The organism is Enterobacter mori (assembly GCF_025244905.1).
GTDB lineage: Bacteria > Pseudomonadota > Gammaproteobacteria > Enterobacterales > Enterobacteriaceae > Enterobacter > Enterobacter mori_A.
Genome location: NZ_CP104285.1, coordinates 931295 through 955134 on the forward strand (window position 1 = coordinate 931295; position 23840 = coordinate 955134).

General features: G+C 54.2%; 22 protein-coding genes. 19 read left to right on the forward strand and 3 right to left on the reverse strand.

Features of this window, described 5'->3' with window-relative positions; genetic code table 11:
* Positions 1-49: 49 nt before the first annotated feature.
* Positions 50-1159: an AI-2E family transporter gene (locus N2K86_RS04380; RefSeq protein ID WP_260660597.1), complete on the reverse strand. Its 1110-nt coding sequence runs from the start codon at positions 1157-1159 to the stop codon at positions 50-52.
* Positions 1160-1521: 362 nt separating this feature from the next.
* Here N2K86_RS04380 and mmuP point away from each other — a divergent pair, with 362 nt between their 5' ends.
* From mmuP to tauD, 17 genes are all read left to right on the forward strand, one after another.
* Positions 1522-2922, forward strand: a complete 1401-nt coding sequence (mmuP, locus tag N2K86_RS04385) for an S-methylmethionine permease (protein ID WP_182946367.1) — start codon at positions 1522-1524, stop codon at positions 2920-2922.
* Positions 2909-3841 carry a homocysteine S-methyltransferase gene (gene mmuM, locus N2K86_RS04390; protein ID WP_260660598.1) on the forward strand — a complete coding sequence of 311 codons (933 nt, stop codon included), beginning with the start codon at positions 2909-2911 and terminating at the stop codon, positions 3839-3841. The genes mmuP and mmuM overlap by 14 nt, the downstream gene beginning before the upstream one ends.
* Before the next feature lie 476 nt (positions 3842-4317).
* Positions 4318-4833, forward strand: coding sequence for a fimbrial protein (locus N2K86_RS04395; RefSeq protein WP_148387879.1), 516 nt, complete (start codon positions 4318-4320; stop codon positions 4831-4833).
* 88 nt (positions 4834-4921) lie between these two features.
* Positions 4922-5473 carry a fimbrial protein gene (locus tag N2K86_RS04400; RefSeq protein WP_260660599.1) on the forward strand — a complete coding sequence of 184 codons (552 nt, stop codon included), beginning with the start codon at positions 4922-4924 and terminating at the stop codon, positions 5471-5473.
* A 1-nt stretch (position 5474) separates the two neighbouring features.
* The gene (locus tag N2K86_RS04405; protein WP_260660600.1) at positions 5475-7958 is read left to right on the forward strand and encodes an outer membrane usher protein; all 2484 of its coding nucleotides are present in this window, start codon (positions 5475-5477) and stop codon (positions 7956-7958) included.
* Between the two features lie 30 nt (positions 7959-7988).
* Positions 7989-8735 (forward strand): fimbria/pilus periplasmic chaperone, encoded by a 747-nt coding sequence (locus N2K86_RS04410; protein ID WP_260660601.1) that lies wholly within the window; start codon positions 7989-7991, stop codon positions 8733-8735.
* A gap of 16 nt (positions 8736-8751) precedes the next feature.
* The gene (locus N2K86_RS04415) at positions 8752-9333 is read left to right on the forward strand and encodes a fimbrial protein (RefSeq protein WP_260660602.1); all 582 of its coding nucleotides are present in this window, start codon (positions 8752-8754) and stop codon (positions 9331-9333) included.
* Positions 9326-9802 (forward strand): fimbrial protein, encoded by a 477-nt coding sequence (locus tag N2K86_RS04420; protein ID WP_260660603.1) that lies wholly within the window; start codon positions 9326-9328, stop codon positions 9800-9802. Before N2K86_RS04415 ends, N2K86_RS04420 begins: the two co-directional genes overlap by 8 nt.
* Before the next feature lie 12 nt (positions 9803-9814).
* Positions 9815-10681: an MrpH family fimbial adhesin gene (locus N2K86_RS04425; protein ID WP_260660604.1), complete on the forward strand. Its 867-nt coding sequence runs from the start codon at positions 9815-9817 to the stop codon at positions 10679-10681.
* A gap of 5 nt (positions 10682-10686) precedes the next feature.
* Positions 10687-11457 carry an EAL domain-containing protein gene (locus N2K86_RS04430; RefSeq protein ID WP_260660605.1) on the forward strand — a complete coding sequence of 257 codons (771 nt, stop codon included), beginning with the start codon at positions 10687-10689 and terminating at the stop codon, positions 11455-11457.
* Between the two features lie 159 nt (positions 11458-11616).
* Positions 11617-12387: a winged helix-turn-helix domain-containing protein gene (locus N2K86_RS04435; protein WP_260660606.1), complete on the forward strand. Its 771-nt coding sequence runs from the start codon at positions 11617-11619 to the stop codon at positions 12385-12387.
* Positions 12350-12835, forward strand: a complete 486-nt coding sequence (locus N2K86_RS04440) for a hypothetical protein (RefSeq protein WP_260660607.1) — start codon at positions 12350-12352, stop codon at positions 12833-12835. Before N2K86_RS04435 ends, N2K86_RS04440 begins: the two co-directional genes overlap by 38 nt.
* 166 nt (positions 12836-13001) lie before the next feature.
* The gene (locus tag N2K86_RS04445; protein ID WP_260660608.1) at positions 13002-13505 is read left to right on the forward strand and encodes a LuxR C-terminal-related transcriptional regulator; all 504 of its coding nucleotides are present in this window, start codon (positions 13002-13004) and stop codon (positions 13503-13505) included.
* 134 nt (positions 13506-13639) lie between these two features.
* On the forward strand, positions 13640-14602 hold the full coding sequence (gene tauA, locus N2K86_RS04450) for a taurine ABC transporter substrate-binding protein (protein WP_234675097.1): 963 nt from the start codon (positions 13640-13642) through the stop codon (positions 14600-14602).
* A gap of 10 nt (positions 14603-14612) precedes the next feature.
* Entirely contained in the window at positions 14613-15380 is a 768-nt protein-coding gene (gene tauB / locus N2K86_RS04455; RefSeq protein ID WP_260660609.1) for a taurine ABC transporter ATP-binding subunit, read from the forward strand.
* Positions 15377-16204, forward strand: a complete 828-nt coding sequence (gene tauC, locus N2K86_RS04460; RefSeq protein WP_260660610.1) for a taurine ABC transporter permease TauC — start codon at positions 15377-15379, stop codon at positions 16202-16204. Before tauB ends, tauC begins: the two co-directional genes overlap by 4 nt.
* Positions 16201-17052: a taurine dioxygenase gene (gene tauD / locus N2K86_RS04465; RefSeq protein ID WP_260660611.1), complete on the forward strand. Its 852-nt coding sequence runs from the start codon at positions 16201-16203 to the stop codon at positions 17050-17052. The genes tauC and tauD overlap by 4 nt, the downstream gene beginning before the upstream one ends.
* A 69-nt stretch (positions 17053-17121) precedes the next feature.
* Here tauD and N2K86_RS04470 read toward each other — a convergent pair whose 3' ends face one another.
* Entirely contained in the window at positions 17122-18846 is a 1725-nt protein-coding gene (locus tag N2K86_RS04470; RefSeq protein WP_260660612.1) for a lysophospholipid acyltransferase family protein, read from the reverse strand.
* Positions 18847-18918: 72 nt separating this feature from the next.
* A complete protein-coding gene (gene hemB, locus N2K86_RS04475) occupies positions 18919-19893 on the reverse strand; it encodes a porphobilinogen synthase (RefSeq protein ID WP_260660613.1) in 975 nt (324 codons plus the stop codon).
* Positions 19894-20346: 453 nt separating this feature from the next.
* Between hemB and N2K86_RS04480 the strand changes: the two genes are divergently transcribed.
* Both N2K86_RS04480 and N2K86_RS04485 read left to right on the forward strand, forming a co-directional pair.
* Complete coding sequence (locus N2K86_RS04480) at positions 20347-23121, forward strand: autotransporter outer membrane beta-barrel domain-containing protein (RefSeq protein WP_260660614.1); 2775 nt, start codon at positions 20347-20349, stop codon at positions 23119-23121.
* 94 nt (positions 23122-23215) lie between these two features.
* Positions 23216-23839: a helix-turn-helix domain-containing protein gene (locus tag N2K86_RS04485; protein WP_260660615.1), complete on the forward strand. Its 624-nt coding sequence runs from the start codon at positions 23216-23218 to the stop codon at positions 23837-23839.
* The last annotated feature ends 1 nt before the right edge of the window (position 23840 follow it).

Sequence of the window (23840 nt, forward strand, 5' to 3'; positions counted from 1 at the left end):
TTAGCGTGAAAAGAAAGGCGGCAAAGAGCCGCCTGGAATGAAGAGAACATCATAAATCTGGCCGGTTTCTTCCTTCTTCGATGAAGTCTGCGTCCAGCTCTTCGGCGTTACCTTCGTGATCGCGCCCTGAGAACAGGTTCCAGCAGGCGATAAACAGCGCGGCAATCAGCGGCCCAATGACAAAGCCGTTAATGCCGTACAACTCCATGCCGCCGAGGGTGGAGATCAGAATCAGGTAGTCCGGCATTTTGGTGTCTTTGCCTACCAGCAGCGGGCGCAGAATATTGTCCACCAGCCCGACGATAATCACGAAGAATCCGACAATAAACAGCCCTTGCCACAGCTGGTGGGTGGCGAAAAGGAAGATGGCCGCAGGCACCCAGACTATCGCCGAGCCGACGGCCGGCACCAGCGAGAGGAAGGCCATCAGCGCGCCCCAAAGTACGCTGCCATCAATGCCAGCAATGGCAAACGCAATACCGCCGAGCGTGCCCTGCACCACCGCGACAACCGCCGTGCCTTTTACCGTCGCCCGAGAGACGCCGACAAATTTGGCGAACAGGTGCTGTTTAGCGAAATCAGACAGCGGCAGGGAATCAAGGATCTGGCGCACCAGATAAGGGCCGTCTTTGAGCAGGAAGAACAGCAGGTAGAGCATGATGCCGAAGCTGATGGCAAAACCGAACGTCCCCTTACCGATCAGGAACGCGCTGCCTGCCAGATACTGACCACCCTGCAGCGCCACGTCAGAGAGTTTTTTCTGGATTTGCGCAGCGTTAGTCAGATTGTGGTCCGCCAGAAAACCGCTGGCCCAGTCCGGCAGGCGGTTAAAGATGCTCGCGATCACTTCCGGGAATTGTGTGTTGTTTGCTTGCAGCTTGGTGTACACCACGTTCAGTTCAATGGCGAGCGAGGAGAGGATCACCATCAGCGGGATAAAGACGATCAGGCAGATGAGGCACAGCGTCAGGAACGAGGCCAGCCCGTTGCGATCGCCAAGCGCAGCGCGCAGTTTGTTTTTCACCGGATTAAAGATGATGGTCAGGATGGCGGCCCACAAAATCGCGGAGAAGTAGGGCGACAGCACGTCGAAAAAGGCCCAGGTGACGAGGGCGAGAATAAAAATGAAGAAACCTTTGGTCAGTCCGTTAAAGCGCATCAGTCAGTCCTGTTACTAAGAAACTGTGTCGACTATAGAACCTATTGCGAGAATTACCAACCTTCCGCCGGGCGGCGGCTGCGCCTTACCCGGCCTGCAGACGGTATTGCGGTATGAATCCGCGCTTCACGGATACCACTTTCGACTGACCGAAGATCGCCTTTTCCCGCACCATGCTGTAAGTATCTGCTTGCGGAGGTGCTTATGGCCTGGCGTCCGATTCTTTATGTGATCCTCACAACCCATCCCCGACTCAGCGCGCGGCGTGCCAGGCTGCGTCTGGTTGGCTAGCTTTTTATTAACAATCGCGGTATAACAAACCTTCTTTGGATGTTTAGATGTCCATACGTTTAGAAGGTAATATGCAAACACAACAAGAAAATGGGCAGCTTAAGCGCACTATGAAAACACGCCACCTGATTATGCTTTCGCTGGGTGGCGTGATTGGCACAGGGTTATTTTTCAATACGGGTTATATCATTTCGACGACCGGGGCGGCGGGCACGCTGCTGGCGTACCTGATTGGCGCGCTGGTGGTCTGGCTGGTGATGCAGTGTCTGGGTGAGCTTTCCGTGGCGATGCCTGAAACCGGTGCGTTCCACGTCTACGCCGCCCGCTATCTGGGTCCGGCGACGGGCTACACCGTGGCGTGGCTCTACTGGCTCACCTGGACGGTGGCGCTCGGCTCGAGCTTTACTGCCGCCGGGTTCTGTATGCAGTACTGGTTCCCGCAGGTGCCCGTATGGGCCTGGTGCGTGGTCTTCTGCGCGGTGATTTTTGGCCTCAACGTCATCTCGACGCGCTTCTTTGCTGAAGGTGAATTCTGGTTCTCGCTGGTGAAAGTCGTCACCATCATTGCCTTTATTATTCTCGGCGGGGCGGCGATCTTTGGTTTTATCCCGATGCAGGACGGTGCACCCGCGCCGGGCTTAAGCAACATCACCGCCGAAGGCTGGTTCCCGCACGGTGGACTGCCGATCCTGATGACCATGGTGGCGGTGAACTTTGCCTTCTCCGGGACTGAACTTATCGGTATTGCGGCGGGGGAAACGGAAAATCCACACAAGGTGATTCCGGTGGCGATCCGCACCACCATTGCGCGCCTGATTATCTTCTTTATCGGTACCGTGTTTGTACTGGCGGCGCTGATCCCGATGCAGCAGGCCGGGGTAGAAAAAAGCCCGTTCGTGCTGGTGTTCGAAAAGGTCGGTATTCCTTACGCGGCTGATATCTTTAACTTTGTGATCCTGACGGCGATCCTCTCGGCGGCGAACTCCGGCCTGTACGCGTCTGGACGCATGCTGTGGTCGCTCTCGAATGAGAAAACGCTGCCGCGCTGCTTTGCCCGCGTCAACAAAAACGGCGTGCCGCTGACGGCGCTGTCGGTTTCCATGCTCGGCGGCGTGCTGGCGCTGTTCTCAAGCGTGATTGCGCCGGACACGGTGTTTGTGGCGCTGTCTGCAATTTCCGGGTTTGCGGTGGTGGCGGTATGGATCAGCATCTGCGCGTCACACTTCGTTTTCCGTCGTCGTCATTTGCAGTCCGGACAGCCGCTCTCTGCGCTGCAGTACCGTGCACCGTGGTATCCACTGGTGCCGGTGCTTGGCTTTATCCTCTGCGTGGTGGCCTGTGTCGGCCTGTGGTTTGATCCGAGCCAGCGCATTGCGCTTTACTGCGGGCTGCCGTTTGTCGCCCTGTGTTATGGTGCGTACTACCTGACCCGAAATCTGACATCGCAGGAGCCTGAACATGTCGCAGAATAATCCGCTTACCGCCCTCCTTGAAAAGCAGCCTTTCGTGGTGCTGGATGGCGCGATGGCAACGGAGCTGGAAGCGCGCGGCTGTAACCTGGCAGACAGCCTCTGGTCTGCCAAAGTGCTGGTTGAAAACCCGGATCTTATCCGCGAAGTGCATCTTGATTACTACCGTGCAGGTGCCCAGGTGGCGATCACCGCCAGCTATCAGGCCACCCCTGCGGGCTTTGCCGCGCGCGGTCTCGACGAGGCGCAATCCCGTGCGCTGATAGGCAAAAGCGTGGAGCTGGCGCGTAAGGCACGGGAAGCGTACCTGGCTGAAAACGCGCGTGCGGGGACTTTGCTGGTGGCGGGCTCCGTTGGGCCGTATGGCGCGTATCTGGCGAATGGCTCCGAATATCGCGGCGATTACGTGCGCAGTGCAGAAGAATTTAGGGCGTTTCACCGCCCGCGCGTGGAAGCGTTGCTCGATGCGGGGGCCGATCTTCTGGCGTGTGAAACCTTACCGTCTTTTGCTGAAATTCAGGCGCTGGCGGCGTTGCTGGCAGAGTATCCCCGCGCCCGGGCATGGTTCGCATTCACGCTACGTGACAGCGAACACCTGAGCGACGGCACGCCGCTGCGTGAGGTGATTACGGTGCTGGATAATAACCCGCAAATTGTCGCGCTGGGCATTAACTGTATCGCCCTGGAAAATACCACCGTGGCGCTGAAGTATTTGCATAGCCTGACGTCTCTGCCGCTGGTGGTTTATCCCAACTCGGGCGAGCATTACGATGCCGTGACCAAAACCTGGCATCATCACGGTGAAGCCTGTGAAACCCTGGCCGGCTATTTACCGCAGTGGCTGGCGGCGGGTGCGAAATTAATCGGCGGGTGCTGTCGCACCACGCCGAAAGATATTTTTGAGCTGAACGCGAAGCGCTAATGATGACTCCCGGTCAACGCTTGCGTTGGCCGGGAGTTATCCCCTTGTTACACCTATCTGCAACAAATCCCCCCCTCGCAGCCCTGCATTTATGACTGTCATCATGGGTTAAAAAGTTAAGTTTTAGCTTGATAATCTATCTGTTTTATTTTTTAAAGTATAAAAATCTAACTCGCTGGAAATGCATTTTTATTATTCTAATTAAATCTCTTATTTAAGAATGTCTTTTGTTTTTGTCCTGGAAGGCTATTTCGTCTTTTGTTTTTTTATCCGCAGGTTACTATTTATTGCATCAGCGAAGCGCAGGGAGATATGCGTAAGTTCATCTGAATTTGCTGATGATGATGTTTAAAAGATTATTTGATTGCTGAAAAATTTAATTAAGCCCAACTTTTCGGGTGGGGCACATATTGCCTAAATTCAGCCATCAAAAATCTTATGTGTGTGTCATTCACTTAATTTACAGGACGATTTTTATGAAAATGAACAAACTCTTTACTGCACTGGTTCTGGCTTCTGGTATGGCTGCTTTTGGTGCTCAGGCTGACCAGGGTAGCGGCGTGGTCACCTTCACCGGTTCCGTTATCGATGCGCCATGCTCTGTTGCGGCAGGTGATGAAGATCAGACCATCAGCCTCGGTCAGGTTTCCAGCTCTGCAGTGGCCAACGGCGGCACCTCTACGCCGGTTCCCTTCTACATTCACCTGGAAAACTGCTCTGTTGAAACCGCAACAACCGTGACCACCACCTTCTCCGGCGCGGATTCCAGCGTTGACGGTGCTGTACTGGGTGTGACCGGTAATGCAACGGATGTCGGCATCGTGATGACCGACGGCGACAGCAACACCATCACTCTGGGTGAAGCAACGGCGGGTCAGAACGTGGTTAACGGCGACAACACCCTGACGTACTCCGCTTATATCATCGGTGGCGCTGCGCCAACCGAAGGTGATTTCACCGCGGTAACCAACTGGACTCTGGCTTACGAATAAGTCCTGACCTTATTTCGTTAATCCGTCAGGCGGCCTTCTCTGGCCGTCTGATATTCGATACCGACTGAATAAGTGAAAAGGGTTTGCTATGGGTTTTATCTTTTCGAAAACAACAACAATAGTCAAAACACTCCCTTTTCTCCTGTCTGGTTGTTGCCTGCCCGTATTTGCAGAAAACCAGGGGGAGGGTGCCGTTTTTATTCAGGGCGCGGTGCTCTATACCCCCTGTGCAATTGACCTTGATAGCCGGGACCAAACTATTGATATGGGCGATACGCCTGTATCTGAAATTGCCACGAAAGGTTACGGCCCCACCCGCGTATTTACCGTTCGATTAATTAATTGCCTGATGCTGCCCACACCAGGGAACAGCAAATATGACTCTGAGTATTACCAAATAACGTTTGAGCCCATGACGGGCGCTGAACGCTTTTCCGTGCGGGGAGAGGCGCAGGGCATTGAACTGGCGATCCGCGATACCCACGGCAATATCGCTGCGCCCGGCGTGGCCTTTCCTGCGCGAGAGGTGACGGCGGGGAGTATGAACCTCAACTATTCACTTCAGCTGGTCAGCAACGGGCAGCCGCTCAAGGCCGGGGATTACCAGTCTCTGATTCGCTTCAGAATGGATTACTACTGAGATGAAAAAGACTATACGGATATTTCGACGTTCAACGCTCAGCGTGCTGATTTTTGCGTTACTTGTCCCGACGGCGAAAAGCTGGGCCGACGATGAAATCCAATTCAATACCGACGTGCTGGATACGCAGGACAAAAGCAATATCGATCTCAGCCACTTTTCGCGTCGCGGCTACGTCATGCCCGGCGACTACACGTTCAGCATCATGGTGAACAAAGACGTTCTGCGCGAAGAGCAGATCGTGGTGTATCCCGATGGCGAAAACGGACAGGACAGCCTGATTTGCCTGACGCCGGACCAACTCTCTCGCTTTAATCTAAAGGCCAGCGTAATGAACGACCTACGTTGGCTGCGCGACGGCGAGTGTCTGGACAAAACCAGCATGGAAGGGTTGGACATGCGCGTTGACCTGGCAAAGGACACGCTTTATCTGGCGATCCCGCAGGCCTGGCTGGAGTACACCGCGCCAAACTGGGATCCTCCCTCGCGCTGGGATGAAGGGATCCCCGGCGTGATTGCCGATTACAACCTCAATATGCAGGCGCAGCAGAATCAGACCGGTTCTGACAGCCAGAGTCTCAGCGGTAATGGGGTGCTGGGGGCCAATCTGGGGCCGTGGCGCGTCCGCGCCGACTGGCAAACCAACTGGAACAAACGTGACGGTAATACGGATAAGGATTTTTCTTTTAGCCGCTACTACCTCTATCGCGCCATCCCTTCGCTGAAGGCGAAGCTGACGGTAGGGGAGGATTACCTCAGCTCCGATATCTTCGACACCTTCCGCTTCAGCGGCGTCAGCCTGAACTCCGATCTCAGCATGTTGCCGCCGAGCCTGCGCGGCTATGCGCCTGAGGTGACGGGCATTTCCCGCTCGGGGGGGAAAGTTACCATCAGCCAGCAGGGGCGCGTGATCCACGAAACGCAGGTTGCCGCCGGACCGTTTCGCATTCAGGAACTGAATGATGCCGTCTCCGGCACGCTCGACGTGCGGGTGGAAGAGCTGGACGGCAGCGTACAGGTCTTCCAGGTGACCACCGCATCCGTTCCCTATCTGACGCGTCCGGGGGCGGTTCGCTACAAGCTGGCGGCAGGCAAACCGTCCGAGTGGGGCCACAGCATGACCGGGCCGATATTCACGTCAGGAGAGGTGTCCTGGGGCGTGGCGAACGGCTGGACGCTGTACGGCGGCTCGGTGATTGGCGGCGACTATAACGCCCTGTCGGCAGGTATCGGACGCGATCTCTTCCTCCTGGGCGCGCTGGCCTTCGACGTGACGCAATCACGCGCGGTTTTACCCTCAGAAGGCACGCTATCAGGGACCTCTTACCGGGTGAGTTACTCAAAGACGTTCGATGAATACGACAGCCAGGTGACCTTTGCCGGGTATCGCTTCTCAGAGCGCGACTTTATGAGCATGTCGGAATACCTCGACACCCGCTACGGCAGCGGCACATCGCACAGCCCGAAAGAGAAATACACGGTGTCGTTTAACAAACGCTTCCGTGATTTAGGGCTGAGCGCCTACCTCAACTATAGCCATCAGACGTACTGGAACAGTGCGGACAACGATCGTTTAAGCCTGTCTTTGTCTCGCTACATCGATATCGGCTCTCTGAAAAATATGAGCGTGTCGCTCACGGCATACCGCAGCGAGTACTACTCGCTGAAAGATGACGGGGCGTACATCTCGCTGTCGTTACCCATCGGGAATGGTACCTCGCTTAGCTATGGCGCCACGATGAACCGTAACGATAACACCCACCGCGTGAGCTATTACGGGCGCGTGGATGAGCACAACAGCTTCCAGGTGAGCAGCGGTCTTTCCCGCAGTGGACCGACAGCCTACGGCTATTACACCTGGCAGGGCGACAGCGCTCAGGTGCAGACCAACGCCAGTTATCAGTCTGGCAGCTACAGCGCGCTGGGCATGAATGTCACGGGTGGTTTGACCATGACAACCGAAGGGGGCGCGGCCCACCGCTCCAACGCGCGGGGCGGTAGCCGGGTACTGGTGGATACCGCTGGCGTCAGCGGCGTGCCCGTTAAAGGATTCGGCGCCTCGGTGAAAACGAACCGCTTCGGTAAGGCGGTGATTGGCGATGTGAACAGCTACTACCGCAACCCGATCCGCATTGATGTCGACAAGCTTGATGAAAATGCTGACGTTACCCGCTCCGTTTCGCAGGCCACGCTCACCGAAGGGGCTATTGGCTATCGCCAGTTTGACGTGATTGCGGGAGGGAAAGCGATGGCCTTTATTCGAAAGGCTGACGGAAGCTTCCCGCCGTTTGGCGCCTCGGTGATGAATGAGAAGAATCAGGAGACGGGAGTGGTCAATGACGAAGGAAGCGTCTGGCTCAGCGGCATTCAGCCAAACGGCAAAATGGCCGTGAAATGGGATGGGAAAACCCGCTGTGTGGTACATCTGCCAGTCACGCTGCCCGTCGTGCTGGAAAACCTGCTTTTAACCTGCGCGCCGGAATAGCCGGCCTGAAAACGAGATGAGTTGATCAACATGACAATTGTGCAAAATTCTGCCCTGGTGGGCCTTGCTCTGATGATTTCCGGTGTAGCAAATGCCGCCGTATCGCTTGACAGAACCCGGGTGATTTTTGACGGCGCGGCGAAATCCGTCAGCCTGCGCCTGACCAATGAGAACAAAACTCTGCCGTATCTGGCGCAGGGATGGGTGGAAGATCCTCAGGGTAAAAAAATTACCGACCCGCTGGTGTTGCTGCCGCCGGTTCAGCGTATCGAGCCGGGCGAGCAGAGCCAGATCAAGGTGCAGTCCACCGCGGGGATCCAGCGTCTGCCGCAGGACAGGGAGTCGCTGTTCTATTTCAACCTGCGCGAGATCCCCCCCAAAAGCAGCAAGCCAAACACGCTACAGCTGGCGCTCCAGACCCGGATCAAGCTCTTTTATCGTCCGGCGGCCATTGAGGTGAAACGCGCTGATTACGCCACGCCGTTTCAGGAGCAGCTGACCCTGACGCGAGAGGGGGACAAGTATCGCGTGAATAATCCCACGCCGTATTACATCTCGCTGGTGAATGCCTCTTCAACGCTGACCGGCAAAGCGGCTTCCGGGTTCAAGCCAACGATGGTGGAGCCGAAAGGCCAGCTACTTCTGGCTCCGTCCGCGTCGGCTCTGGGCGGTGCGCCGGTGCTGACCTACGTGAACGACTTCGGTGGCCGCGCGAAGCTGGTCTTCAGCTGTGGCGGTAGTGCGTGCAAAGCCGTGCCGCAGGAAAAGAAAAAGTAATCATCGGGGGTGTGACATGACAATCGCGTGCTGGAAAAAGGGGAGCGGGTTCGCCCTGCTGCTGATGGCCGGGTCGCTTAACGCCGCTGACGAGCCGGTGGATGGCAATGATGGACTGCTGCACGTGCGTGGCGCACTGACGGAAAGCGCCTGTCGCCTGGCAATGGACTCCGCATGGCAGGATGTCGATATGGGGACGACGGCAACGGGGGCGCTTAAAAAGCCTGGCGACCAGGGAACCCCGGTACGGGTTGCGATCCGCCTGGAGGATTGCCTGCCGTCACCGACCTCGGTACGCGATGCGTGGAGCGGCGATTTGCTCTGGAGCCAGGATCAGCCTTCGGTCACGGTCAGCTTTGTTGCGCCGGGCGAGTTGTTCAACCCGGGCCTGGTTCGCGTGACGGGGGCCAGCGGGCTGGCGCTGCGCCTGACGGACAAGCTGCAGCGCCCGGTACGCCTCAACGGTGAAGGACACCCGCTGCTGCTGGAACCCGGCGGCAACACGCTCTTTTATTACATCGCGCCGGAACGCACGCCCGCACCGCTGGTGGCGGGGGCATGGCAGGCGCTGATCCACTTCAGGCTCAATTATGACTAGTTCACGTTTTTCTCTGCTCGCTGTGCTGATGCTGCTTACACCGGCCTCCTGGTCTGCCCTGACGGTGAATGTTACCGGCGTGGTGGTGGAAGGGGTGTGTGAAATCAACAACGGCGAAACCGTTCATGTGGATTTTGGCAGCAACCTGCAGGCGCGTCTGTTGGACGGTGAGAACTTTATGAAAGCTATCGACTATTCGCTGGTCTGTGAGGAGCTGACCTCTAACGATCTTGAGATGCAGTTTGAAGGCACGGCAAGCGCGTTCAGCGATGACTATCTGGCGACGGACCGCGAGGGGCTGGGGATAAAGCTGTATATGAACGGAGAATCGATGCCGCTGAATACCTGGATGCCTTTTACCTGGCCGGAGGTGCCAGTGCTGCAGGCCGCACCGATAAAAGGGGATGCAACGGAAGTGGAAACCGGCGTATTTAGCGCTTCTGCAACACTTAAGATCCAGTATCAGTAAGGGAACAAGGCAATGAAAAAAGGGTTATGGGCGTTACTGCTGTTGGGCGGGGGGATGTTCAGCCATTCGTCTACGGCATCTATCTGGAGTTGGATAGACAATCTGGAGACGTGCACCGCCGCAGCAACCTATTGTTATGATTATAATTTCACCATTGCAGACTGGGATGAAGAAGACTCGACACCCAACCCGTGCTATGGACTAACCGCATGCACAATATTTATTGGGCACAGACACGATGCAGCAGGCACATCAGGGCCCAGAACGAACCGATCCTGGGCGACAGGCAGCTATCCATTTCTGACAACAACAGAAACAATGGGCGAGCTGGCGAAAGCCTTTAAGGCGGTTTTCTCGTTTCCTTACTCCTCTTCCACGCGTCACAGTGGGAGCACCGTCGCGACTGAAGAGTGTGTGGGGATTTTCTATGCGGCAGGGAAAAACCTCGGGTCAAACAGTTCTGAAGTGAATAACAGCAGCTTTACCGGCTACCCTCTTTTGCCTGGCAGCATTTGTGGTGCTGCCCCTGCGCCAAGCGGGAGCTGTGATTTTACTCAGGATGTTTTGAACCTGGATCACGGCACGCTGTCCCGTCAGGAACTGGAAGGTCATGAAGCCAGTGAGAACGTGAGCATCAGCTGCACTACGTCACAAACGTTGAAGCTGTTTATCTACTCTGCGGATAACGTGCTGTTGCGCGACGACGGGAGCCTCTATTCAGAGCTGTATATGAATGACAACGTGCTCGGCACCACGGGCTTCACGCTGGATGTTGTCGAACAAGAAAATGTGGTGGTGAAATCGGTACTGCGCACGAACGGCAGCGTGGCAGCCGGCGAGTTTTCCGGTTCAACCGTGATGTTGATTACGGTGGAGTGATGGCAATGACAACGACACCCCTGAACAGTATCGATCTCTATTGCGCGTTAATGATGGGCGAGATCGTGCCCTGGTATCAGCCGCTGATTGATACGAAAACGCAGACATTGTATGGGCTTGAAGTGCTGATGCGCTGGTCGCTCGACGCTGAAAATGTCTCTCCCGTGGCGCTTATCGGCGCATTTGAAGAGAATGGACTGTTGCCCGAAATGACGCAGCATTTATTGCGCCAGGTGGCGGCGGATATGAATGACCTGGACACGCTATTACCAGCCGGTCTTCATCTCTCTTTCAACGTGAGCCCGTCCCAGGTGGCTAAACCCGGCTTTGTATTTGATACCCTCTCTTTTTTGGCCGCCCTGCCGCTGGAGAAATACCGGCTGGTGGTGGAGATTACCGAGGAGCAACCCCTGCGTAATACGCCCGAAGTGGTGGGCGCGTTTTTGAAATTGCAGCTGGCAGGTGTGGAGGTTTATCTGGATGATTTTGGCACCGGCTGTTCCAATCTCGAATACCTTGAGCAATTTAGCGTGGATGGGGTGAAGGTGGATCAACGCTTTGTTAAGCATATTTCCACTAACAAAACATCGACCTCCATCGTGGCGATGATTGCGGGCCTGGCGAAAGCGCAGCATCTGGGCATTATCGCTGAGGGCGTTGAAACCGTTCGGCAGTCACAATTATTGAGTGATTTGGGCATTGTCATTCAGCAAGGGCATCTTTTTTCTTGTGCAATGAGCCAATCGCAGTTGCGGAATTATCTTTCACCTGAATAGTTTATTGCCTTATTAAGGGTGTGGTTTTTTCTCAAAATTGATTATTATTTGTCATAACGTAAATAAAAATATCCATAACGTTTGTTGCTTATTTGACACGGTGTTTTGTCACTTTATCCCAATACGCTAAAATAGTTATTGGCATTAATGCCACGGAAAGTGTGGATTAATATTGGAACTGGTGACGGAGCTATGCATTTCGTAATAAACAACACTGTCTCTTTCAATGTTGCGGAGAGGACGATTTCAGATGGAAAAACGCAACATGTACTTTCGAATCCTGCATGCAGACTCCTTCTGGTATTACTGGAGAACAACAACAGGTTAATGACCAGAGAAGAGCTTTTGCAAAAGGTATGGGGTGATTTTGGTTTGACGCCATCAAGTAATAGTTTAAACAATAATGTCAGTATATTACGCAAGATTTTTGCCGAGTTCGGTATTCATGATGTACTAAAAACAGTACCGAAACAGGGCTTTGAACTCGGGCTTAACGATCTGGAGTTTAATGAAAAGTCCAGGGACTATATGGTGATGCAAGCGATATCTCAACCAGATAATGAGCCGCGTGTAAATAAGATTACGTTGATAAAATGGTCCGGATTGTTATTCATGTTTATTGGTTTAGCAATCGCTTTATATCTCAGTTTTTTTGATGAACAGGAGGATGTCACATTATATAAAAAGGTGAACCAATGCAGCATTTATTATCATAGCAACATCAGTATTAGCCGTGTTGAGCGATTTTTCACTGAAGGGCAAGGGGCAAATCTGCTCGAAAAATGTTCACGCCCTGCTTATATTTTTTACGATGACAGTAAAGTGCATGAAAAAACCGATCTGCTGGAAATCTTTGTCGCAAAATGTTCTGTTAACAATAAGGGCGATTTTAATGAATGTAAAAATTTCGTCTCGACTAAAGCAGGCTAGTCTTGTTGTGGCACTTATTGCGTTGTTCATTGCTGCTCTGATGTATGTCCCGAACAACAAAAATGCGCTGGATTGTACTGCGGATATCATTCTTGAGCTGGGTAAAGGTGATGACACGATCGACGCTGACATCCATCTTGTTGTGCACTTCGAGCCTGAGGTACAAAGCTACATTACCGAATACGGTGTGGTGAACTACGACAATAAACGATATATCATCGATCGTTATGCACGACTGCGTTATTCACGTGATGACCATCACTCCTTTGTCGAGTTCAAGCGTGAAGGTTTAGATAAGAACAGTGCCGAAACGCTACCCGATGCCTTATCAGAAAAACTGACCTCCGCACAGAAAGTCTTTCTTTTTAAAGTCAGAAAGCTTCACGATGATATCTGGAGTATTAGCGATCTCCGCCGAACGGTATTGGTTTGCGCTAAATCCGGATGATTTTTCCTGTTACTGCCGCTCCTGTTAATCATTAACGGGGGGCGGCGCGTTATTCTTTTTATGATGTAAGTGAATTATGCCTTTATTTGTACTTATAACCCAGGATAATTATCTTTTCCAGGGGGTAGGGTCGCTTTTTCCTGTAAAGCGTGTTGAGGAATTAGACATGGAAAAAACCTGCCTTCAGGAGGGGGTTATTCTTATCGACAGTCGGCTTTCTCTTTGCTTTCTTGAAAGCCAGTGGACGAGGCTTTCCTCTTTATTCATGCGAACGAAATCCATCGTGCTCGCCATTGGAAGGTCGCCGCCAGAGGTTGATGCAGCTGATGCAATACCTTTGATTCATGATATGGGCAGGGGCATCTCGTTATTTATTTTGGATATTATGGAACAGGTTAAGAACAAAAACCTTGATGGTGGCGGGATATCCGTAAAAATTGACATAAATGAAAGGGATAAAATTCTTGTCAATGCTTTCATGTCTGGTCAGTCCGTGGAGAATATCGCGGAAAAGATGAACTGCTCAGAGAAGCAAGTGTATAAATTACGTGATCGTATATGTCAGCAATTAAACGTTAAAAATTTTAATATTGCCTGTGCCTATATTTTTCATCATAACCTGATGCACAACAGCTACACGCTTCCTGAAGCGTGGTTACAGCCCTGGTGACTTCTACCAAATATGGATTTGCTTAGTCATTTTTTATCTAAAAACGAATCGCTATTAACGATGCCTTTTTGTTCCTTTATCAAAATGGGCCTGCCAGAAATACTGCCTCCATAACAACAAGGGGAGCAGGCATTATGGCAATTTCATCGCGAATCACACTTCTCGGCGCACTCGCGCTGTGGGCATTTCAGGCGCAGGCGGTGGACGTTACCGTCGCGTATCAAACCTCTGCGGAACCGGCGAAAGTCGCGCAGGCGGACAACACCTTTGCCAAAGAGAGTGGCGCAAAGGTTGACTGGCGCAAGTTCGACAGCGGGGCCGCCATCGTGCGTGCGTTAGCGTCGGGCGATGTGCAGATTGGCAACCTCGGCTCCAGCCCGTTGGCCGTTGCAGCCAGCCAGCAGGTGCCGATTGAAGTTTTCCTGCTGGCCTCTCAACTGGGCAATTCTGAAGCGCTGGTGGTGAAGAAAAATATCACTAAACCAGAAGATTTGATCGGCAAGCGCATCGCCGTGCCGTTCATTTCGACTACCCATTACAGCCTGCTGGCGGCGCTCAAACACTGGGGCATTAAGCCAGGCCAGGTGCAAATCCTCAATTTACAGCCACCGGCGATTATCGCGGCCTGGCAGCGCGGCGATATTGACGGGGCCTATGTATGGGCTCCGGCAGTGAACGAACTGGAAAAAGACGGCACCGTGCTGACCGACTCCGAAAAAGTGGGCCAGTGGGGGGCGCCAACCCTCGACGTGTGGGTAGTGCGTAAAGACTTTGCCGAGAAACATCCTGAGGTGGTGAAAGCCTTCGCGAAAAGCGCGATTGACGCCCAGCAGCCGTACATCAGTAACCCGGATGAATGGCTGAAGCAGCCCGCCAACCTGGAAAAACTCTCCCGCCTGAGCGGCGTGCCGGAAGCGGACGTGCCGGGGCTGGTAAAAGGCAATACCTATCTCACGCCCGCGCAGCAGGTGCAGCAACTGACCGGCCCGGTGAACAAAGCGATTGTTGATACCGCCACCTTCCTGAAAGAGCAGGGTAAAGTGCCTGCGGTGGCGGCGGATTACAGCCAGTACGTAACCGATCGTTTTGTGAAATAAGGAGTCCGCCATGCTGAATATTACGAACCTGTACGCCGATTACGGTGGTAAACCCGCGCTGGAGGACATCAACCTGACGCTCGACAGCGGTGAACTGCTGGTTGTGCTGGGCCCGTCCGGGTGCGGAAAAACCACGCTGCTGAATCTGATCGCCGGGTTTGTCCCTTATCAGCATGGCACCATTCAACTGGAAGGCAAAAAGGTGGAAGGCCCTGGCGCCGAGCGCGGCGTGGTCTTCCAGAACGAAGGGTTGCTTCCCTGGCGCAACGTGCAGGAAAACGTGGCGTTTGGGCTGCAGCTGGCGGGTGTCAATCGTGAACAGCGGCTGGAAACGGCGCGGGCGATGCTGAAAAAAGTCGGGCTGGAAGGGGCGGAAAAACGCTTTATCTGGCAGCTTTCCGGCGGCCAGCGGCAGCGCGTAGGTATTGCCCGCGCGCTGGCAGCGAATCCGCAGCTGTTGCTGCTTGACGAGCCGTTCGGGGCGCTGGATGCCTTCACCCGCGAGCAGATGCAAACCCTGCTGCTGCGCCTGTGGCATGAGACAGGCAAGCAGGTGCTGTTGATTACCCACGATATCGAAGAGGCGGTGTTTATGGCGACGGAGCTGGTGCTGCTCTCGCCGGGGCCGGGCCGCGTGCTGGAGCGTTTGCCGCTGGATTTCGCCCGCCGCTACGTCGCGGGAGAACCCGTGCGCAGCATCAAATCCGATCCGCTGTTTATTGAACAGCGTGAATACGTCTTAAGCCGCGTGTTTGACCAACGGGAGGCTTTCTCATGAGCATCGTCTTCAGTGAAAAAACGCGACGCACGCGTCTGGCGCTGCGCTGGCCTTTCTCGCGCCAAATCACGTTGAGCGTCGGTACGCTGCTGGTATTACTGGCGGTGTGGTGGGCGGTTGCTGCCCAGCAGTGGGTCAGCCCGCTGTTTCTACCGCCGCCGGGACAGGTGCTTAGCAAACTTATTACCATCGCCGGGCCGCAGGGCTTTATGGATGCCACGCTCTGGCAGCACTTGGGTGCAAGTCTGGCGCGCATTCTGGTGGCGCTGCTGGCGGCGGTGATTATCGGTATTCCGGTCGGGATCGCGATGGGCTTAAGCCCGACGGTGCGTGGCATCCTCGACCCGGTGATTGAGCTTTACCGCCCGGTGCCGCCGCTGGCCTATCTGCCGCTGATGGTCATCTGGTTCGGCATCGGTGAAACGTCAAAAATCCTGCTGATTTATCTGGCGATTTTCGCCCCGGTTGCCATGTCGGCGCTGGCGGGCGTAAAGAGCGCCCAGCAGGTGCGGATCCGCGCGGCGCAGTCGCTGGGTGCCAGCCGCACGCAGGTGCTGCTGTTCGTGATTTTACCGGGCGCACTGCCGGAGATTTTAACCGGGCTGCGCATCGGCCTCGGCGTAGGCTGGTCCACGCTGGTGGCGGCAGAGCTGATTGCAGCCACGCGCGGCCTTGGGTTTATGGTGCAGTCGGCGGGAGAGTTCCTGGCGACTGACGTGGTGCTGGCAGGGATCGCGGTGATCGCCGCGATCGCCTTTGGATTAGAACTGGGGCTGCGCGCGTTACAGCGCCGCCTGACGCCCTGGCATGGAGAAATACAATGAGTGAACGTCTGACCATTACCCCGCTGGGGCCGTACATTGGCGCGCAGGTGTCGGGCCTGGATGTGACCCGTCCGCTGAGCGATAACCAGTTTGAGCAGCTGTATCACGCGGTGCTGCGTCATCAGGTCGTATTCCTGCGCGAACAGGCGATCACCCCGCAGCAGCAGCGCGCACTGGCCCTGCGCTTTGGCGATCTGCATATCCACCCGGTCTATCCGCATGCGGAAGGGGTGGAGGAAATTATCGTTCTGGACACCCACAACGATAACCCGCCGGATAACGACAACTGGCACACCGACGTGACCTTTATCGAGACGCCTCCCGCCGGTGCCATTCTGGCGGCAAAATTGCTGCCGGATACCGGCGGGGATACGCTGTGGGCGAGCGGGATTGCGGCGTATGAAGCGCTCTCCGCGCCGTTCCGGACGCTGCTCAGCGGGCTGCGGGCGGAGCACGACTTCAAAAAATCGTTCCAGGAATACAAGTACCGTAAAACGGAAGAGGAGCATCAGCGATGGCAGGAGGCGGTCGCGAAACATCCTCCGCTGTTGCACCCGGTGGTGCGGACCCATCCGGTCACGGGCAAGCAGGCGCTGTTTGTGAACGAAGGGTTCACGACGCGCATTGTGGATGTGTCCGAGAAAGAGAGTGAGGCGCTGCTGGGATTCCTGTTCGCGCACATCACTAAGCCGGAGTTTCAGGTGCGCTGGCGCTGGCAGGAAAACGATCTGGCGATCTGGGATAACCGCGTCACGCAGCACTATGCCAATGCGGACTATCTGCCGCAGCGCCGGATTATGCAGCGGGCGACGATTCTGGGGGATAAGCCGTTTTACCGTGCGCCTTGATCCCCTCACCCTAACCCTCTCCCCAAAGGGGCGAGGGGACTGCCCGGTGCGGTCTTCACCCTCTCCCTTTTAGGGAGAGGGCTGGGGTGAGGGTTGTAAATGCGCCTCAATATACCGCTGATAGCGGTTCGCCTTCAGGTAACATAAATCCACCAGAACCAGTCCGTCGACGCAGTTGTTGAACGCCGGATCGCTGCCAAAATCAATAAACTGCACGCCGCCGGGTTCGCACAGCTCGGAATACTGTTTGTAGAGCGGCGGAATACCGCAGCCCAGATTGCCGAGCAGGGATTTCAGCTTCGTCAGATCGTCCACGTAATCCACGCCGCCAAACTGCGCCAGCACGTCCGGCAGCGATGCGGGATAGGGCTGACGCGAGGCGGCGAGCGGATGCGTCGCCGGGAACCACAGGCGGTAAAATGCGACCAGCAGATCCCGCGCGGCAGGCGGTAAGCCGCCGGAGATAGAGACTGGGCCAAACAGGTAGCGGTAGTGCGGATAACGCGCCAGATAAGCCCCAATTCCGGACCATAAATAATCCAGGCCGCGGCGTCCCCAGTAGCGCGGCTGAATGAAGCTGCGCCCCAGTTCGATACCGTGTTCCAGCACGTCCTGCATTTTGTCGTCATAGTGAAACAGGCTATAGCTGTACAACCCCTCCAGACCGCGACGTTCAACCTGTTTTGCGGTCGGCATAAAGCGATACGCGCCGACGATCTCCAGATCCTCTTCATCCCAGAGGATCAGGTGCAGATAATCGTCATCATAGCTGTCCGTATCCCGGCGTTTGCCGCTCCCTTCTTCCACGGCGCGAAAGGCAATCTCGCGCAGGCGGCCCAGTTCGCGCAGCAGAGGAGCCTCTTCTTGCCCGTTGCGCTGCCACAGATAGATGGTTTTGCCGTCGCTGGTTTTCCCCAGACACTCGGCCTGCGCCAGTTCACGCCTCAGCGTAGCCCGGTCTTCCGGACGGGCAATGGCGCACTGGGTTTTAAAGACGCCAGGCACTCCCTTGCCAAGACGCATCACATGCTGACGACACTGCTCGGCCATCTCACGCGACGAAAGGGTGGCGCTATGCCAGTGATGCCACGCAATCTGCTGGCCGATTTTAATCGGCAGCTGGCTATGGCGTCGGCGGAACATTTGTTGCATCAGCAGCAGCATGGACAGCGTCGGCGACACCAGCGTGCTGGCATAAAAGAGCAGGCTGTTATGCGCCTGAATATGTACCGGCAACAGCGGGGCGCGCAGCTTGCTGGCGAGTTTTATAAAGCCTGAGTGCCACTTTTTATCGCGGACGCCTTTTCGCGTGGGGCGCGAAACTTCTCCGGCCGGGAAGAAGATCAGCACGCCTGCGTTTTGCAGATGCTGTTCCATCTGGACCAGCGACGATTTCGCCGTCCTGCCGCCCATATTGTCCACCGGAATAAACAGCGAACTGAGGGGCTCAAGGTGAGTCAACATCCGGTTGGTCACGACTTTAACATCACGTCGCACGCGGGAGACGGCGTACATCAGCGCCAGCCCGTCCAGCGTACCCGTCGGGTGGTTGGCAATAATGACCAGCGGGCCATGTTCGGGGATTTGTTCGAGATCGCGGGCGGAAACGGTGCAGAGAATATCAAGGTGTTCCAGAACTTGCTCCACCATATCCAGTCCTTTCAGGTGGCGGTGGGCTGCGGCAAATTGCTGAAATTCGTCTTCGTAAAACAGTCTTTTTAACAGACTTTTTTGCCAGGGTGCAGGCCTCGCCTGAGGCCAAAGATCGTCGAGAACGCTATCGAGGCTAAACATGGTTACTCCTCCTGCCGTCTTGCGAAGACAGTAGAAGGAGCAGATGTCGGTTGTATTGCAGTTTGGTGAAGATTAGCGGAGGATTTTTTTCTCGGCGAGATCCAGCGCGAAGTAGCTGAAGATCAGATCCGCGCCGGCGCGTTTGATCGCCCCCAGGCTTTCGAGGATCACTTTCTCTTCGTCGATGGCACCTGCCTGCGCGGCGAATTTGATCATCGCGTACTCGCCGCTGACCTGGTAAGCGCCAAGCGGCAGCTCGCTGCGTTCGCGGATGTCGCGCAGGATGTCGAGATACGCGCCCGCTGGTTTCACCATCAGGCAATCTGCGCCCTGGGCTTCATCAAGCAGGGATTCACGAATCGCTTCCCGACGGTTTAGCGGGTTCATCTGATAGGTTTTACGATCGCCTTTCAGCGCTGTACCGGCCGCTTCACGGAACGGACCGTAGAAGGAGGAGGCAAATTTGGTGGAGTAGGACATGATGGCGGTATCGGTAAAGCCCGCCGCATCCAGCGCCTGACGGATCGCCTGAACCTGTCCGTCCATCGCCGCTGATGGGGCAATGAAATCCGCACCCGCAGCGGCAGCCACGACCGCCTGTTTGCCAAGGTTCACCAGGGTGGCATCGTTGTCCACGCCGTGATCGCACAGCACGCCGCAGTGGCCGTGTGAGGTGTATTCGCAGAAACAGGTATCGGACATGACGATCATTTCCGGCACGGTCTCTTTGCAGATGCGGGACATCCGGGCGACGAGGCCATCTTCTTTCCACGCATCGCTGCCGGTGGCGTCGGTGTGGTGAGAGATGCCGAAGGTCATCACCGAACGGATCCCCGCGTTGGCGATGCGTTCAATCTCACGCGCCAGATGCTTTTCCGGAATGCGCATCACGCCCGGCATCGCTTCGATGGCTTTGTAGTCATCGATCTCTTCTTCGACAAAAATCGGCAACACCAGATCGTTTAAGGTCAGGGTTGTCTCTTCAAACATAGCGCGCAGTGCAGGTGACTTGCGCAGGCGGCGGGGACGTGCAATTAAATCGGTCATGGTATGCCTGATGTTTGTGGAACAAAGAAGACTAGTGTACATGAAAGTGAAGAGGGGTGTTTTACGAAATTGGGCATTTTGTTTTTGCGAAATGCGGCAGGTTAGATTCTCTGTCATTAATATAGAATGCAGGTCAGTATAACGCTGAGAGGGGAATGAGATATTCATTTTATTTCTATATTGAAATGAATGCATAATTTAAAGTGATTCATTATTTTTTATTATGTGATGTCATCATTGATGTGGTTGTGTATTAACTTTCTGTTTTTATAATATTTATTTTATAGCGCCTCATGCTTTTTGGGGCTGGATGTGTTATTTGTCTGTATACGGACTTAATGGAAACATTCATTGAACCTTTTCGAAATGAAACTGCATAATTCCCTCCGCAATTAAACATTGCAAATTCATTGATGGACAAACTTGCTTACGTCCCTGAGGAGGGATGACCCAATGCAAACATGGAAAAAGAAACTGGTTGTATCTCAACTTGCATTAGCCTGCACTCTGGCTATCGCTTCTCAGGCCAATGCGAAGGATATTTCCGGCACAACGTATAATACCTACGGATACGATAATACCGCGTCCACTCCGTGGTATTATGGCTATGCCGACTGGGATTACTCAGATGCCATCCACGATGGTGATATTTATCCGGTGATTAATAAAGCCACCGTGAATGGTGTTATTTCAACATACTCTCTTGATGATGGTATAAATGGTCGGGCGAATGCGTTGAGCATTTCCAACAGTACCATTAATGGCATGATCACTTCTGAATGTATGACCACCTCCTGTGCCGATGGTATAGATACCGATGGTACAACACATTCTCAGTACGATCGTTTTAGCCTGACCGTGGATAACTCTACGATCAATGATACCTATGAGCATTACGCTTACGATGTCGTAAATGGCCAGAACACAGAGACGCATTATCTGGACACTTATGCTCTGGGGAATGCGATTACCCTGGATGTTGAATCGGATATCGTAATCCAGAATAATTCTCACGTTGCGGGTATTACTCTGACGCAGGGGTACCAGGAACTGGATAATACTCCGTATGACGGTGTTGAAGGCGTAGCCAACAGCAGCAACGTCTTTACCGACACGCTACTGGTAAAAGACTCCGTCCTCACCTCGGGTGCATACAGCGATCTGGGCACCAACGGTTTCTATGGCCAAGCGGCCAAGCCGAGCGACTACGGTGAAACCAACGCGACGGCGGCGGATGACGCAGCGCTGATCGTGGCTGCCAGCGCGTCTGACAACGCGATGCAGACGACAGCTACGTTCGACCACTCCACCATTACAGGTGACATCCTGTTCGCCAGCACCTTTGATAACAACTTCTACGAGAATGGTGACCCGGCAACCGATACCACCGATGACGGTGTGTACAACCCTACCACCAACGGCTGGGACGGTACTGATACGCTCGATGTTACGCTGACCAACGGCAGTAAATGGGTGGGTGCAGCTCAGTCAAGCGTCGAAGCTATCGGCACGGCGCAGATGTACGGTCAGGGCTACAGCAACGTCGACTGGCGCACGCTCTCTCCAAACAGTATCTGGCCTGATTCCACTTACGACAGCAACGGTCACGTTGCGGGCGAAGAGGTATATCAAAGCGGTCTGTTTAACATTGCGCTGGACAACGGTTCTGAGTGGGATACCCGCAAGCTGTCTAACATTGATACGCTGACGGTAAACAATCAGTCTCAGGTCAATGTTGAAAACTCTGGCCTGCTGGCGGATACCATCACCCTGACCAATGCCTCTTCATTGAATATCGGTGACAGCGGTGGTGTGGCAACCGACCATCTGTATCTGGACAGCTATAGCCGTGCGGCACTGACGGAAGAAACGGCCGATCTGTATGCCAATACCATCACCGTGGATAACGGTGCTGAGCTGGCGCTGGGGCTGGGTCAGGTTGATACGCACAATATGGTACTGACCGACGGCGGCGTGCTGAATGTGGCCAGCCGCGATTATGTGCTGAACAGCGATCTCAACAACGCACGCTATATCACCAACGATAAGTACCATGCCGATTACGACTACGGCGTTGTGGCGATTAATTCTGATGGCCACCTGTCAGTGAACGGTGACGTCGCAGGTAACTACAAGGTGCGCATCGATGATGCGACCGGTGCCGGTTCCGTTGCCGATTACAAGAATAAAGAGATCGTCCGCATTTATGACAATAACGCGGATACCACAGCCAGCTTTACTGCCGCGAACAAAGCCGATTTAGGTGCTTACACCTATCAGGCGCAGCAGAAAGGTGACACCGTTGTTCTGCAGCAGAAAGAGCTGACTGACTATGCCAACATGGCGCTGAGCATCCCGTCTGCTAACAGCAACATCTGGAACCTGCAGCAGGATACCGTCGGCACGCGTCTGACCAACAGCCGCCACGGCCTGGCGGATAACGGCGGAGCGTGGGTGAGCTACTTTGGTGGCAACTTCGACGCTGATAACGGCAACGTTAGCTACGATCAGGACGTGAGCGGCATTATGGTTGGTCTGGATACGCAGATTGACGGTAATAATGCGAAGTGGATCGTCGGTGGTGCGGCAGGTTTCGCGAAGGGTGATATCAGCGATCGTACCGGTCAGGTCGATCAGGACAGCCAGACGGCGATGATCTACGCGTCGGCGAAGTTCATGAACGATCTGTTCCTCGACAGCTCCCTGAGCTACACCCGCTTCAACAGCGATCTCTCTGCTAACATGAGCAACGGTCAGTATGTTGACGGCAACACCACCAATGATGCAGTTGGTTTTGGGCTGAAACTGGGCTACGACTGGAAACCAAACCTGTCCGGCTATGTCACACCATACGCAGCCGTGTCTGGCCTGTTCCAGTCTGGCGATGATTATCGTCTCAGTAATGACATGCGCATGGATGGGCAGTCTTACGATAGCCTGCGTTATGAACTCGGTGTTGATGCGGGTTACACCTTCAACTACGGCGGCGATCAGGCTCTGACGCCTTACTTCAAACTTGCCTACGTTTATGACGATGCCGATAACAATGCCGACATTAACGGTGACAGCATTGATAACGGCGTGAAAGGCTCCGCTGTGCGGGTAGGGCTGGGCACCCAGTTCAGCTTCACGAAGAACTTCAGTGCGTATACTGATGCCACTTATCTGGGCGGCGGCGACGTTGATCAGAACTGGGGCGCAAACCTGGGTGTGAAATATACCTGGTAATGAATAAAAGCGGGGGAGTGGTTATCTCCCCCGCTTTTTACAGAAGTAATAAAAATAATATTGAACCGACAAATACGGATGTCTTGAGGTCTGCATGAACGTTAATGCGAAACCGCTTTCTGAATTACGCCGGCTCGAACAGTGTTTGATAGCAGCCAGTACTCCTTTTAAATCTGCTCCACAACAATTAATTACATCTGGTGAATGTAATGAATCCTGCACACTTGTATTGCAAACGGGTGTTATCGAAATCTATCGACATTCAGATGAGTTGCTTGTGGGTATCGCTACAGCGCCTTTTATTTTGGGGATGTCCACAGTGATGATTAATCACTGCCAGAAATATAGAGTGATAGCCAAAACACCCTGCACGGGATTTTATTTGCCCACAGAAACCACCCGTCAACTCATCCAACAGAATTCCCTCTGGAAAGAGGCCTTCTGCTGGCTATCCTGGATAAATTGCATTCTTGGAAAACGTGATATGCAGCTGGTTGGCAATAACTCTTATCACCAAATCCGCGCGATGTTGCTGAATATGGCCGAGTGGGACGAAACGCTGCGTTCAAAAATCGGTGTGATGAATCATATTCAGCAAAGTACGCGTATTTCACGTTCTGTTGTTGCAGAAGTTCTGGCAGCCCTGCGACAGGGAAACTACATCAATATGAGCCGGGGCAAGCTGGTCAGCATCAACCGCTTGCCCACGGAATATTAAG